Genomic DNA, 14866 nt, shown 5'->3' with positions numbered 1-14866 from the left:
CAAGGCTAGCACAATGTTGATTGTACAAAGCTTATGCTCCAATTAGTGGGTGAGAAAAAGCCCCACTAATTGGAGTTTCGCTTTATTGTACTCTGTTATTTTGTACGAGCTTAATTAAACAGCTAGCAAGCGCCTTTTTTTCATCCGATTCCGCCACTGACCATAAATCAGAAAGAACACGTTCTTGTTCATTTTTAGGATCTACATTTTCCGCTAAGTAATTACCGATTTGCACAGCAGCTCTCTCAATAATTTTATTGGGCATTCCGCTGTCCTTTGCATCCTCTACTTGAGCACCCAAAAATGATGTCCATTCTTGCCAATTTCCTAAAATACTCATCCATTTTCGCCTCCTTTGCACAATTAGTATTTGCAAAGGAGTATTTTATTATACAGTCAGATGTACCAACCGCCATTCAAATGTATAATTTGGCCCGTTACATAATCGGCTTGACCGCTTATATAAAAGGCACATAATCGTGCTACATCATCCACTGTACCGAGCTGCTGTAATGGAATTTCATCGATAATTTGCCGGCGCTCCTCCTCATCGATGTGACTATTCATTTTTGTTTCGATAAAGCCTGGCGCAATTGCATTCACTCGAATACCATTGTAGGCTACCTCCTGTGCGTATGCCTTTACAAAGCTATGCTGCGCACCTTTGACAGCAGAATAAACAACCTCTCCTGCCGCTCCTGCTGCTCCCCAAATAGAGCCAATAAACAAGACATAACTTTCTTTATGGGAGCGTAATTTAGAGGCAAGTTGCTGTAAAATGAGCATTGGCGTTTGTACGTGAACTTGCCATAATGCTTGCATATCAATCGCTGGTATATCTTCAAGCAAGCCATATACCGCATGCCCATTGGCAAAAATAATCGCATGTATCGTAAAAATTTGACTTGCTAAATGTGTCGCAGCTCCTTCATTAGTAAAGTCGGCCTGTACGGCGAAAAATTCCTGCTGTGGAAATCTAGCTGTTAGCTTTTCAACTAATTCGGTTGTCGGCTTAGAGGCATAATGCACATAGAGCGACCAGCCTTGCTGCGCTAGGTGCTGGCATATCGCTGTACCGATTTCACCTGAAGCTCCACAAACTAATGCATATTTTTTCATTATTTACGCTTGCTCATCGGTAAAATTTTAAATACCGTTTGTTGCTCCTCGCCTTGAATCGTTTTAAAGGCTTCCACAATATCTTCTACCGTAATGGTTTCAAGCATTGGAACAGCGTCAAATAAGTTCATATCATTAAATTTATAACGCGTAAATTGGTTTGCAATAAATTCAACAGAATTTAATGCACGTAGGAAAAAGCCAATTCTCTTACGTTTAATACGCTCAACATCAGTTGTTGTAAATAACACTTGCTTCTCCGCTTCAGCAAGAAGCTCTTTAATCACATTTACAAGCTCTTCATCCTTCGGCGTATCTGAACCAATTAATGCAAAGCCATAGCCTTGTTCCAACATGAAATCATAAGAGTATGTTTCATCAATTAAGCCTTCCTCATAAATTTTTGTATAAAAATCAGAGGCACGGCCAAATAAGCATTCTAAGCCAATTTGTACAGCAAGCTCATGCTTTAACATTTGTTCTCCTGAAAAACCAGTTTGTTTAGCTTTTAAACCGAAATAAACTTTTGGCTTTTGCACATCCATATGAAGAACACGTTCCTGAATGGCAACGTTTGTTGGCTCTTGTTCAAAAATACGCGTTAAAGGTGTCGGCTGTGGGAAAGTTTTGCGATTTTGGTTTTCTTCAATAACCTTCATCATTTCCTCTGGATCAATTGCACCAATAACAAATAGTAGCATGTTTGACGGATGGTAAAAAGTATTGTAACAAGTGTATAAATGCTCTGCTGTAATGTTATCAATCGATTCGATTGTACCAGCAATATCTATTTTGACAGGAAACTGATGATACATATTTTCAATCGCCCCAAAATATAATCGCCAATCTGGTAAATCGTCATACATTGTAATTTCCTGCCCGATAATACCCTTTTCTTTGTTCACAGTTTCCTCTGTAAAATAAGGTTCTTGCACAAAATCAAGCAATGTTTCTGTACTTTTATGAATATGTTCTGTTGCAGAAAATAAATATGATGTACGTGTAAATGAAGTAAAGGCATTCGCTTGTGCTCCTACTTCACTAAATTTCTGAAAAACATCCCCATCTTCTTTTTCAAACATTTTGTGCTCTAAAAAATGAGCAATACCATCTGGTACAGTGATAGGCTCTGTTTCACCAATTGGTACGAATGATCGGTCAATAGAGCCATATTTTGTCGTAAACGTCACAAATGCCTTTGAAAAACCCTTTTTCGGCAAAATGTAGACATCTAAGCCGTTACTAAGTTGCTTATAATAAAGTGTTTCATCTAGCTGTTTAAACTCAATTGCTTGCATCACTTTGCTCCTCCTTGCCACATAGGAAATAAATTGCCTCACGTTTTATTTTTAACGACATTTGTTGCACATCTTCTTTCGTTACTTTCTGCCAATTTGTAGCCCATTCATCTGCTGAGAACGTTGTATCTAAAGTTTTATATTGATCATAAATCTCGATTTGACCTCGTGCAGAATCTAATGCCTCTTTCAATTGATTAATAAGCATCGCCTTTGTCTGTGCTAACTCCAAATCTGTTATTTCGCCTTTTTGTAAAGCTACAAGCTGCTCATCAATTACCTCAATTGCCTTTTTTTCATTGCTCGGTTCAATGCCTGAGCCAACGAAAATTAGGCCATACTGTGATGCATAAGAGCTTGATGCATAGTATGCTAAGCTTTCACGTTCACGTACATTCATAAATAATTTTGAATGTGCATAGCCACCGAAAATGCCATTAAAAATTTGCATTTTCGGAAAATCTGCATCACCAAATAAGACTGGTGTGCTATAGCCAATATGCAATTTTCCTTGCTTCATTTCCTGTTGCTCTTTTGTATAGCTGTCACCCGGTTGGTTGATTGCAGCAATCATTTCCTTCTCATATGGCTCACGATCTGCAAACGGTAGCACTTGACGCAATTTTTCAATCATTGCTGTTTCATCTACATCGCCTACAACATAAATATCAATGCTATCATGATGAATCATGTGCGCATACGCTTCCATAAGTGATTCTGGTGTTATAGTAGCTACAGTTTCAATCGTACCGTTCGCAGAAATAGAAGCAGCATGATTTGGACGCATAATTTGCGTTATTCTTTGTTGTGCATAACGTGCTTTATCATCAAATACAGAATGGATACGTTGCATAACCATATCTTTTTCACGTTCCACAATGGAAGATACAAATGCTCCATTTTCAAGGTTAGGCTTAAAAATAGCTGTATGAAGTAGCTCAAGCACTTCATTCAGCACATTGCTTTGCGCTAAAAATTGGTCATTTACCGATTCTACGCTCATTAATACCGTATGCTCATTGCCACGCTTCGACGTGTCGAAATACAGCACCGTGCCATATAAATCATCCAAATAGCTACGATACGCTGCTGATGTTGTGAACTTTTCATTGCTATGCTGTAACACATTCGTTAACACTGTACGGTGTGCTGCATCTTTTTCCGTTAATGGAGCGCGCCATTTTATCGAGAAATTTACTGTTTTAAATTGTGTTGTTTGTCGAATATGCAGCGAAACACCCTTCGCTAGTTGTATAGTTGAAAACAAAAAAATACCTCCCTAAAGTAACGATATAACATGCTTTATTCCTACTATACCATGCTTATACTACTGTCATACAAAATTATTCCTTAGTATGGTGTAGTTGCAAAATAAATATGCTAAAACATTATGTTTTTAAAGAATTTCATCATAGAAAAGCCCCTAATTAGGGCAAATGAATTTTTACATTTCATTTGTCTACAATTAGGGACATATCAAACAGCAAAAGTAGTATGCTAGCCTGCTTTTTTTGCAACCCTAGCCTCAGCTAGAAATTTGTGCTGCCACAGTGATTACACCTAAAGCTTTTTTCGATGAGCAAATTGCTACTATCTTAGCGCAAAGGGGATGTCTGAAAATAATTTTTCAGACACCCCCTTTCCTAACAGCCCTCTATCTATCGTTTACCTTTAATATATGGTTGACCGACTGCTTTTGGTGCTTGTGCTTTACCAATAAAACCTGCTAAAGCTAAGATTGTCAGCACATAAGGTAAAATTGTTAAAAATACTGGTGGAATATCTTTTACATATGGAATTGTGCTACCTGCAATCGATAATGCTTGCGCTAAACCGAAGAACAGTGCTGCACCCATCGCACCAATTGGATGCCATTTTCCAAAAATCATTGCCGCAATAGCCATAAACCCTTGTCCATTAATCGTAGCGTGGCTAAAGTCATTCGTAATTGTTTGAGAATAAACTGCACCACCGATTCCTGCAAGAGCACCCGAAATCATAACGGCAATATAACGCATCTTCGTCACATTAACTCCCATTGTGTCCGCCGCCATCGGATGTTCACCAACTGCTCGTAAACGCAAGCCAAATGGTGTTTTATAAATAATGAACCATGCTAAAAATGCAACAACAAATGCTAAAATCGATGTTCCATAAATACTGTGGAACAGTAAAGGTCCTAAAAATGGAATATCTGCTAGTAACGGAACGTCAAAGCGTGGGAAACGTTCAGAGATGAAATCTGTTTGTCCACGACCTTCAAAAATCATTTTTACTAAAAATAGTGCAACCGCAATTCCTAATAAATTTATCGCTACCCCTGTTACTGTTTGGTCAGCTCGGAAGGCAATCGCTGCTACTGCTAATAATAATGAGAATAAAGCTCCGATAATCATGGCCGCTAAAAGGGCTACCCATGGTGTAAAGCTACCAAACGTTTCAAATGTAAATAGATTAAATATAATCCCTACAAAGGCACCGATAACCATAATACCTTCAATACCGATATTTACAACACCTGAACGCTCAGAAAACACGCCTCCAATAGCCGCGAAAATAAGCGGTGCTGCGTAAAATATAGCAGAAGGGACGATAAAATATAAGACGTCTAAAAAGCTCATATTAGTTGCCCTCCTTTTTCTTTCCGAATTTTTCTAAAGCAATACGAATTACATAGCCAGAAGCTACAAAGAAAATAATTAATGCGATAATAATCGAGACAATTTCTAACGGAATGTTTGCAGCGTTTGGCATATTTGTTGCCCCAAATTTTAATGCACCAAATAACGATGCACCAAAGACAACTCCAAGAGGTGTGTTTGCACCTAATAAGGCAACTGCAATCCCGTCAAATCCAATACCTGTAAAGCCGCTTCGAATAGCCATATAGCCAAATGTACCTAATGCTTCCATAGCTCCAGCTAAGCCAGCGAATACACCAGAAATTGTCATTGCTAAAATAATATTTTTCTTAACGCTCATACCTGCATATTCAGCAGCGTTTTTGTTAAAGCCTACCGCCTTTAGCTCAAAACCTAAAGTTGTACGTTCTAGTATGAACCACATAATAAATACCATAATAATGGCAATTACAATACCCCAGTGTAGACGAGAATATTCTGTTATCTCCTCAAGCCAAGTCGAACCTAAGGAAGCTGTCGGTAAAATATTCTCTGTACGTTCTTTACCTGACCAAGATTTAATAAGCGCGTTTGCAATATGTAACGCTGTATAGTTTAGCATAATCGTTACGATTACTTCATGGATGCTAAAGCGTGCTTTTAAATAACCTGCTATAAATGCCCAGAAAGCTCCTGCTGCTGCCGCTGCAAGTAACGCTAACGGTAAATGAATAAGTTTCGGTAAGCCCTCCACTGCAAAGCCAACATAAACTGCTGCTGCCCAGCCCATAATTAACTGACCTTCAACACCAATATTAAATAAGCCTGTTCGGAATGCGAAGGCAACAGCAAGTCCCGCTAAAATATATGGTGTAATTTGGCGAATTGTTTCACCAATTGTATAAATATCTCCAAATATACCATTCCATAATGCAGTATATCCTTTAATCGGATCATAACCAGTAACAACCATAACGATTGCACCAACAATTAGACCCAATATAACTGAAATTATAGGAACGAGAATATTAATTGCGCGATTGCTCACCTTATTCGTCCCCTTTCATTGCTGCTTTACTTTTTGATTGACCAGCCATTAATAAACCAAGCTCTTGCTCTGTTGTTTCATTAGCATTTAGCGTGTCCACAATCTGACCATCATAAATAACGGCAATACGGTCTGATACGTTCATTACCTCATCTAATTCAAAGGAAATAAGTAAAACCGCTTTCCCTTTATCACGTTGCTCAATTAAACGACGGTGAATAAATTCAATTGCCCCAACGTCCAATCCACGTGTCGGTAATGCAGCAATTAATAAATCTGGGTCGCGATCAACTTCGCGTCCAATAATCGCCTTTTGTTGGTTACCACCTGATAAAGCACGAGCTAACGTCGTTTCACCATGTCCTGTTCGAACGTCAAACTCTTCAATAATTTGTTTTGCTTTATTTGATATTTTTTTATAATCGATAATACCAAACTTCGAAATCGGTTCTTTGTAATACGTTTGTAAAGCAATATTATGGCCAATTGTAAAATCAAGCACTAAACCATGCTTATGACGGTCCTGTGGAATATGCCCAATACCCGACTCTGTAATTTGGCGAGGTTTTTTATTTGTTACATCTTGACCATTCAAAGTAACTCTACCACTCTTCACTTTGCGTAAGCCTGTAATTGCCTCGATTAATTCAGATTGTCCATTTCCATCAATCCCAGCAATACCAACTATCTCACCTTTACGAACAGTTAAGTTTAAGTTTTTTACCTTTTCAATACCGCGATAGTCAAGTACAACTAAGTTTTCTATGTTTAAAGCTTCATCTTTCGGGTTTGCTACCGTTTTTTCTGTTTTAAACTCTACTTGACGCCCAACCATTAATTCCGCAAGTTGATCTGGATTTGTCTCAGCTGTCACAACTGTACCGATTCCTTCTCCTTTACGAATAATTGTTACGCGGTCAGATACTTCCATAATTTCATTTAATTTATGGGTAATCAAAATAATTGACTTTCCTTCAGAAATTAAGCGTTTCATTATTTCAATAAGCTCTTTAATTTCTTGTGGTGTAAGTGATGCTGTTGGTTCGTCAAAAATTAAAATTTCAGCACCGCGATACAATGTTTTTAAAATTTCTACACGTTGTTGCATACCAACAGAAATATCTTCAATTTTCGCATATGGGTCAACATCTAAGCCATATTTTTCAGAAAGAGCCTTAATGTTTTTGGCAGCCTCTTTAATGTTGACTGTCCCGCCTTTTGTTGGTTCATTTCCTAATACGATATTTTCTGTAACAGTAAAGTTTTCTACAAGCATAAAGTGTTGGTGAACCATCCCTATTCCTAATTCATTGGCAACGTTCGGATCTGTAATTTTTACAGACTTGCCATGCACTTTAATTTCACCAGCTTCTGGCTGATAAAGTCCAAATAATACATTCATTAAAGTCGATTTACCTGCACCATTTTCTCCTAACAATGCATGAATTTCGCCTTTTTTAAGTTGGAGGGTGATATTATTGTTTGCTACAAAGCTCCCGAATTCCTTACGGATGCCTAGCATTTCGATCACATATTCCAATCGTTTCACTCCTTTAGGCACAATTTAAATTAAAAGTATATATAAAGGCATGTACTCATTATAGATGGTGAGTACATTTTGTGTTGTCAAAAATTAACACATGGACTTGTCGGAAAAGAAATAACGCATCCGGCACCCTCATCTATTAACTTCAAACCACTTACAATGTAATTCAATAAATCTTCCACAAAGTCCTTCTCTTGAAGTATGTAAATAAAACAATTTTACAGTGAGAAAATCATCATAGAAGTCGGTTTGACCTCTATGATGATTTAGTATCAATCAATTATTTTACATCATCAGGATGTGTAGGTACTTTGATTTCACCTGCAATGATTTTCTCTTCGAACTCTTTAACAACCGCTAATACTTCATCATTAATTGCACCGCGAGAGTCAGCAAGACCAACTCCGCCTTCAGCTAAACCATAGATAGTTGTTTTACCACCAGGGAAGTTGCCTTCTTTTGTGCGGTTTGCAATATCGATAACTGCGTTACCAACACCTTTTACCATAGAAGTTAAAGTTACGTTTTGGTCGCCTACTTTACCTTCGTCATATTGGTCTTTATCTACACCAATTACCCATACGTTTGCGTTAGCATCTTTTTCTTTACGCTCTTTTGCTTCTGTGAATACACCATTACCTGCACCACCAGCAGCGTGGAAAATAATATCTACGCCTGAAGAATACATACGGTTTGCAATCATTTTACCGATATCCGCTTTATCGAAAGACTCTGCATAATCTTGTTCGATAATAATATCAGGGTTTGCTGCTTTTGCACCTGCGATAAATCCTGCGTGGAAGCGCTCAATTACAGGAATTTTTAATCCACCGATAAAACCGATTTTACCTGTTTGAGACATTTTAGCAGCTGCTACACCTGCAAGGAAAGCACCTTCCTGCTCGTTGAATAATACAGATGCTACGTTTGGTGCGTCTACTACGCCATCAATAATAGCTAATTGCGCATCTTTTTGTTGGCTTGCAATTTTGCCCATTGCATCTTCGAATAAGAAGCCTACACCAAATACTAAATCGAAGTCACGACGGATTAAAGCATTTAAGTTTGTGTTGTACTCTGAATCTTGTTTTGATTCTAAGTAGTCAAAGCCACCATCGCCTTTTGATAATCCGTTATCTTTACCGAACTGTTGAATACCTTCCCAAGCAGATTGGTTAAATGATTTATCGTCTACCCCACCAGTATCTGTTACCATAGCAATTGAGAATGCTTCAGTACCTTTATCAGTTGTACCATTTGAGCCTTCATTTGCTGTATTTTCTTTTTTGCCATCATCTGTACCACATGCACCTAAAATTGCACCTGTAGCTACAACAGATGAGATTAATAAACCAAATTTACGCTTTTTCATTAGTGAATCCTCCCAGAAAGGTTTTTAGTCATTAGCAGGAAATAAACTTTGTTCTACACCCTTTTTCGAACTACATGGAAGCTGAATTTATCAGCTCTAAAATAATTTTTAGAATATAAAACTACTCGATCATTATCATCGTAATGAAGCTGCTTCAAAACGAGTAACGCTGTTTCGGGACCGCAGTCCAAGATTGGCGAAACCTCTTCATGAAAGCCTATCGGATCGATGTACGTGATCGCATAGTTGACATGGATTGCACCTGATTTTTCAAGCGCTGAAAAAAGAGATACATCCTGATTATTAATAAATTGCTGCGGTAAATAGTTAGCCGGTACTTTATCAATACAATAAACAACTGGCTCTCCATCCGCTGTTCTTACACGTTCAATCGTGATCACATTGTCATCAATGTCGGTTTGAAAACGCTTTACATCATCCTCAGTCGATTTTTCTTCTGTTGCTTTTATAAAAATCGTGCCTGGTGTCATTCCCGCTTGCTCTATCATTGATGAAATACTCGACAATTGTTCAATTCCCGAAGTAAATACTGGCTTAGGGTTAACGAATGTTCCTACACCATGTCGACGGATGATAACGTTTTCTTCCTCCAACAATCGTAGCGCCTCACGTAAAGTGGCACGACTTACTCCAAGTGATTTAGATAGCTCAAATTCAGATGGTAATTTTTCATTTTCTTGATAAATCCCTTTTTCTATATCCGATTTTAAGCGATCGATTACTTGTAAGTATAAATGACGGTGATCTGTTTTAATTGTCACTTTTTCACCACCACCAACAAAGAGATCAGACATCTGATGTACAACATTCCTACTAATTCGTTTTCAATATAACATTTTTAATAGCTGTTGCAAACACATTTATTTAAAAAGTGTGACGGAATCGTAAATTTTATATTAATTTTTGAACAAAAATATAATATTCAGAAAAATACATTATTTTTATTCGCCTGAAATGCTAGATTTTGCTAGCAATACTTGTCGTGGTCGACTACCATCTGGTGGACCAACTACACCGCGCATTTCCATTTGGTCAACAATGCGTGCAGCCCTTGCATAGCCTATACGGAAGCGACGTTGCAGCATCGAAACAGAGGCACTCTGCTGCTCGATAACAAGCATAACGGCTTCATCATACAAGTCATCAGTCTCCTCAATAATTTCTGTTTGCGGCACCTCAGTCGGAATCATCGACTCCTCATACTGTGCTTTTTGCTGTTGTATAACAAAGTCAACAACTGCCTCGACTTCTTTATCCGAGACAAAAGCGCCTTGTACGCGCATTGGCTTGGAAGCACCCGCTGGTAAAAATAGCATATCACCACGTCCAAGCAATCTTTCTGCGCCACCCATATCTAAAATTGTGCGCGAATCAACAGCTGAAGATACAGCAAATGCAATACGTGAAGGAATATTTGCTTTAATAATTCCCGTTATAACATCTACAGATGGACGCTGTGTTGCAATGATGAGATGAATACCTGCAGCACGTGCCATTTGTGCCAAACGTGTAATAGCATCCTCTACTTCACTTGATGCAACCATCATTAAATCCGCTAATTCATCCACAATAACAACAATATATGGTAGTTTCGCCTGCTGCTCTATATTTGCTGCATTATGTTGTTCAATATGCTCATTATAACCTTCAATATTGCGTGTACCTGTATGTGAAAAGAGATCGTAGCGTCGTTCCATTTCAGAAACGATTTTTTGCAATGCCTGTGCTGCTTTACGTGGATCTGTCACAACCGGTGCAAGCAAGTGTGGGATGCCGTTATATACAGTCAGCTCTACCATTTTTGGGTCAATCATCATCATTCGAACTTCATGTGGCGCTGAGCGCATAAGTATTGAAATAATAATGCCGTTAATGCATACACTTTTCCCGCTACCTGTTGAACCAGCAACAAGTAAATGTGGCATTTTATTCAGCTCAGCAAGCATTGCTTGACCTGTTACATCTCGCCCAAAACTAATTAATAATTTACTTGATGCTTTATTTTCAGGCACTTCAATGACTTCTCTTAATGTTACAATTGCTACTTCATTGTTAGGCACTTCAATACCAATGGCAGATTTCCCTGGAATCGGTGCCTCTAAGCGAATATCCTTTGCTGCTAATGCTAGAGCTAAATCATCTTGTAAGCTAACTATTTTACTTACTTTTACCCCGACATCTGGCAACACCTCATACTTTGTCACAGCTGGTCCTAAATGAACTTGAACAATTTTAGCCTTAACACCAAAGCTTAACAGTGTTTGCTCTAGCTTTTTAGCGTTAGCTTGAATAATGCTATACTCTCCACTTTGATCATGTGCTGGTGGTAACTGTAGTAATTGAGTTGATGGTAGGGTATACGGACTTTCGGATTCATTCACTTGCACTGGCTCATCAAGTATTTCTTCTATTTCTACTTCAACAGCTGGTGGCTCTTCTTCACGAATTGTAGGCTGAGTAAAGGCCGAAATAATAGGTTCTTCATGTACAATTGTTTCCTCCGTTGCAAGTACCTCAGATTCAGAAGTTACCGATTTGGGAGAGCGGCGTGTCTTCTCTTTCTTTTGACGAGCTAGCTTTTTTTTCATCGCAGGTGTTTTTTCGATAACAATAGGAACTAGCGCTTTACCTGTCACTAATATAATGCCTATAAACAGCAACACCCATGCTGTTACCTTTGCACCAGTTGAGTCAAATAACACATGTAGTATGCTAAAGAGCAATGCCCCTATTACACCACCACCAAGTGCTTGCCCTCGATTTGCAACGCCATCCATTTCAATTAAGAGGCGCCAAGTCTCACGTAAAACTGAATTTGACAACAGTGCATTGGCCTTGTGCAACTCCTCAAAAAGTAGGCTATGGCTAAACACAGTGAAGCTACATATAATGAGAAACACACCAATTACAACACGATTTTTCATCGTCACGCCACGTCTTCTCACCATTAGCATTGATGCTATTAATACAAGTAAAAACGGGATAACGAAATGCAAATTACCGAATAAAAATAAAGCAATTGATTGTGTCAAACGACCAACCATACCATATTCAAAAAAAATGATAATCGCATAAGCAATACATAAAATACCAACGATTTCATAGGTAAGTGGATGCCACTCTTTTTTATTTGCCTTCATTTGTTTTTTCTTCCCTTTGCTCGCCATTTCACCTATTCCTTTCTAGCTCTTCATCAATTACACCTCGTTATAATTAATCACAGAAAGCCAAGTAACCCTTTTATTAAAAAAACAAGATAAATTCATGCACATAATTAATTAATCAACCTTATTTTTTGGTGATGAGCCTCTGTTCTTATCGGCTTAAAAAAGGATTTCCTTGTGCCAATACGGCATAAGAAAATCCTTTCTCGCTTAATATTCCATAATAATCGGGATAATCATCGGGCGGCGCTTCGTTTTTTGGAATAAATATTGATTAAGCGTATCACGAATTTCTTGTTTAATATTTGTCCATTCAAACGTATCTTTATTCACATATTTCTCAATAACACCACGTGCAATTTCAGACGCTTCAATCATCAGCCCCTCTGATTCACGTACATAAACAAATCCGCGCGATAATATTTCTGGTCCAGATGCAATTTTCTTTTGCGCTCGATTCAACGTGACAACAACAATGAAAATACCATCTTGTGATAGTAGCTTGCGATCACGCAATACGATATTGCCAACATCGCCAACACCTATACCATCAATTAATACATTACCTGCTTGTACACGACCACTCATGCGCATTTTGCCGTTTTTATATTCTACGATATCGCCTTTATCCGCAATAAAAATTTGTGATTTCTGCATGCCTAGTGATTGTGCTAGCTTTGAATGGGCAATTAACATGCGGTATTCCCCTTGAATCGGCACAAAATACTTCGGCTGCATTAAGTTTAGCATTAATTTCAAATCTTCTTGGCTACCATGCCCTGAAACGTGAACCTTTTTATCTGCTGACAGTACGTGAGCACCTGCTTTTGCCAGTTGATTCATCGTTTTATACATTTGCACTTCCATCCCAGGGGATGGCGTAAATGTAATTAACACAGTATCAGTTTGCTTGATTTTAACATCTCGATGATGCTTACGCACAATTTTATCAAGTGCTTCGAGTGGTTCACCTTGGTTACCTGTTGCGATAATAATAATTTCGTCATCTTCATATTTATGAATATCACTTACTGGAATTAACGTATCTTCGTAAATATCTAAATAGCCAAGTGATGTCCCTAGCTCTACAACCTTTTCAAGCGATTTGCCAATAACAGCAACTTTACGGAAGGAGCTTCGCGCTTGTGTAAATACTTGCTGTACACGGATAAAGTTTGAAGCATATACTGCTACTAAAATTCGTCCTTGTGCAGAATGGAATGTTTTTGCAAGCTGCTCACCAACTACCGCTTCACTTGTCGTATAGCCTGGACGCTCCGCCTCAGTTGATTCAGATAATAAAATAAATACGCCTTCTTCACCAAGTTGCGCCATCGTTGCTAAATCAGGCTTAAATTTTCCTTGTGCAGCTTGGTCAAATTTAAATTCTCCAGTATGAACAATTGCACCTTCTGACGTATGGAACACAATCCCTAGCGAATCGGGGATACTATGTGTTGTATGGAAAAATGTTACATACGTTGAATTGAAATTCATACGACTTTTATTCGTTACTTCGAAGAATTTCACTGGATGCGGTGCAGGCATCTCTTTTAAATGTTCTTTAGCAAGCGCAATTGTTAATTTTGAACCGTATACTGGCGCTTTAATTTTATTCAAGACATACGCGATAGAACCAATAGCATCTTCATGCCCATGCGTTAGGAAAATTCCTTTCACACGCTCTTTGTTTTCTTCTAAGTACGCAATATCGGGAATGACGATGTCAATACCAAGCATTTCGTCCTCTGGGAACATTAGCCCACTGTCTACAACGAATAGCTCCTCGTCAATTTCTATTACATACATAGATTTTCCGATTTCACCAACTCCACCTAGAGGGATGATACGGATTACTTCATTTTTTACTTTTGTCACTTTATTTCCTCCTAAAAAATATCCCGAACAGCAACCACTTATCACTCATTATACGTGTAGTTGCCTTTAAGCACAAATTAAAAATTCATAAAAAATCATACTAAACATTAGTAACACAAACGTAGGTCATGTTTTGAGCTGTTATTTTTTGATAGGGCATAGGTGATGAAATTGAATCATATTCAATTCCTCCTAATTTAGATATTTGGCTAGCTCTTGTAAAAACTGGGCTGTTTCATTAAGCGTGAACACATCAACATTATCGAGATTGCTTGATATACCAACAAGTAAAAGTGAATAGCCGTTTCCTGTGAATTCATAAATACTAGCTTCTGAATTCGGGAAAATAGCATTGTATGTATCTTTATACATTCCTGTTTTAGAGTTATAGCTTTCGGAATCGTAGCTAATACTATGATTCCAAAAACGCCCCTCTCGTTCTTCCGCAGCACTTATACTCAAAATAATAATCATTCCATTTTCGGAATTCTTATATACAAACTTTTTATTTCTATAGTATAAGCCTTCAGGAAAAATATCCTGTTGACCATCTATAATATCTGGAACAACTACAATATCGCCGTTCTCTCCCAGTATTTCTTTGTATCCCTCCACGTTAAATTCATTTTTAATTCGATTGACAAGTAATTCATAATTTGACGTGTCTAAATTATTCATTTTCGATGAAGTTATATTTTTTGTGGACAATAAAAGGCCAGCCACAACCCCAATTAGAAATGCTATCAAAATAACAACAGCTATTTTAAATTTCATAACTAACTCCTTCCTTCATCGTATT

The 14866-nt window shown here is 38.0% G+C and carries 12 protein-coding genes; all 12 read right to left on the bottom strand.

Going from position 1 to position 14866, the window contains the following annotated elements; translation table 11 throughout:
- Positions 1–82: 82 nt before the first annotated feature.
- The gene (locus TY13_RS04250) at positions 83–340 is read right to left on the bottom strand and encodes a DUF3243 domain-containing protein (protein WP_042472056.1); all 258 of its coding nucleotides are present in this window, start codon (positions 338–340) and stop codon (positions 83–85) included.
- Positions 341–396: 56 nt separating this feature from the next.
- On the bottom strand, positions 397–1119 hold the full coding sequence (gene ymfI, locus TY13_RS04245) for an elongation factor P 5-aminopentanone reductase (RefSeq protein WP_042472054.1): 723 nt from the start codon (positions 1117–1119) through the stop codon (positions 397–399).
- The gene (gene yfmH, locus TY13_RS04240; RefSeq protein ID WP_042472052.1) at positions 1119–2417 is read right to left on the bottom strand and encodes an EF-P 5-aminopentanol modification-associated protein YfmH; all 1299 of its coding nucleotides are present in this window, start codon (positions 2415–2417) and stop codon (positions 1119–1121) included. Before yfmH ends, ymfI begins: the two co-directional genes overlap by 1 nt.
- A complete protein-coding gene (yfmF, locus tag TY13_RS04235) occupies positions 2404–3684 on the bottom strand; it encodes an EF-P 5-aminopentanol modification-associated protein YfmF (RefSeq protein WP_042472049.1) in 1281 nt (426 codons plus the stop codon). The genes yfmH and yfmF overlap by 14 nt, the downstream gene beginning before the upstream one ends.
- A gap of 391 nt (positions 3685–4075) precedes the next feature.
- On the bottom strand, positions 4076–5038 hold the full coding sequence (locus TY13_RS04230; RefSeq protein ID WP_042472047.1) for an ABC transporter permease: 963 nt from the start codon (positions 5036–5038) through the stop codon (positions 4076–4078).
- Between the two features lies 1 nt (position 5039).
- Positions 5040–6086, bottom strand: a complete 1047-nt coding sequence (locus tag TY13_RS04225; protein WP_042472045.1) for an ABC transporter permease — start codon at positions 6084–6086, stop codon at positions 5040–5042.
- Position 6087: 1 nt separating this feature from the next.
- Entirely contained in the window at positions 6088–7626 is a 1539-nt protein-coding gene (locus TY13_RS04220; RefSeq protein WP_042472042.1) for an ABC transporter ATP-binding protein, read from the bottom strand.
- 286 nt (positions 7627–7912) lie between these two features.
- Entirely contained in the window at positions 7913–9004 is a 1092-nt protein-coding gene (locus TY13_RS04215) for a BMP family lipoprotein (RefSeq protein WP_042472040.1), read from the bottom strand.
- A gap of 53 nt (positions 9005–9057) precedes the next feature.
- A complete protein-coding gene (locus TY13_RS04210) occupies positions 9058–9786 on the bottom strand; it encodes a GntR family transcriptional regulator (protein ID WP_042472417.1) in 729 nt (242 codons plus the stop codon).
- A gap of 180 nt (positions 9787–9966) precedes the next feature.
- The gene (locus tag TY13_RS04205; RefSeq protein ID WP_042472037.1) at positions 9967–12192 is read right to left on the bottom strand and encodes an FtsK/SpoIIIE family DNA translocase; all 2226 of its coding nucleotides are present in this window, start codon (positions 12190–12192) and stop codon (positions 9967–9969) included.
- A 207-nt stretch (positions 12193–12399) separates the two neighbouring features.
- Positions 12400–14067 carry a ribonuclease J gene (locus TY13_RS04200; RefSeq protein ID WP_042472034.1) on the bottom strand — a complete coding sequence of 556 codons (1668 nt, stop codon included), beginning with the start codon at positions 14065–14067 and terminating at the stop codon, positions 12400–12402.
- 192 nt (positions 14068–14259) lie between these two features.
- Complete coding sequence (locus TY13_RS04195) at positions 14260–14841, bottom strand: hypothetical protein (RefSeq protein WP_042472032.1); 582 nt, start codon at positions 14839–14841, stop codon at positions 14260–14262.
- Positions 14842–14866 lie beyond the last annotated feature (25 nt).

The organism is Bacillus ndiopicus (genome assembly GCF_000612805.1).
In the GTDB taxonomy this organism is placed as follows: domain Bacteria; phylum Bacillota; class Bacilli; order Bacillales_A; family Planococcaceae; genus Metasolibacillus; species Metasolibacillus ndiopicus.
The sequence above is the reverse complement of the archived record's forward strand: the minus strand, read 5'-3'. Positions and strand labels throughout refer to the sequence as shown.

Excerpts from the sequence above, each read along its gene's own strand:
- TY13_RS04195 (WP_042472032.1), bottom strand. The coding sequence starts at position 14,841 with ATGAAATTTAAAATAGCTGTTGTTATTTTGATAGCATTTCTAATTGGG.
- TY13_RS04215 (WP_042472040.1), bottom strand. The coding sequence starts at position 9,004 with ATGAAAAAGCGTAAATTTGGTTTATTAATCTCATCTGTTGTAGCTACA.
- TY13_RS04230 (WP_042472047.1), bottom strand. The coding sequence starts at position 5,038 with ATGAGCTTTTTAGACGTCTTATATTTTATCGTCCCTTCTGCTATATTT.
- ymfI (WP_042472054.1), bottom strand. The coding sequence starts at position 1,119 with ATGAAAAAATATGCATTAGTTTGTGGAGCTTCAGGTGAAATCGGTACA.
- TY13_RS04205 (WP_042472037.1), bottom strand. The coding sequence starts at position 12,192 with ATGGCGAGCAAAGGGAAGAAAAAACAAATGAAGGCAAATAAAAAAGAG.
- yfmH (WP_042472052.1), bottom strand. The coding sequence starts at position 2,417 with ATGCAAGCAATTGAGTTTAAACAGCTAGATGAAACACTTTATTATAAG.
- TY13_RS04250 (WP_042472056.1), bottom strand. The coding sequence starts at position 340 with ATGAGTATTTTAGGAAATTGGCAAGAATGGACATCATTTTTGGGTGCT.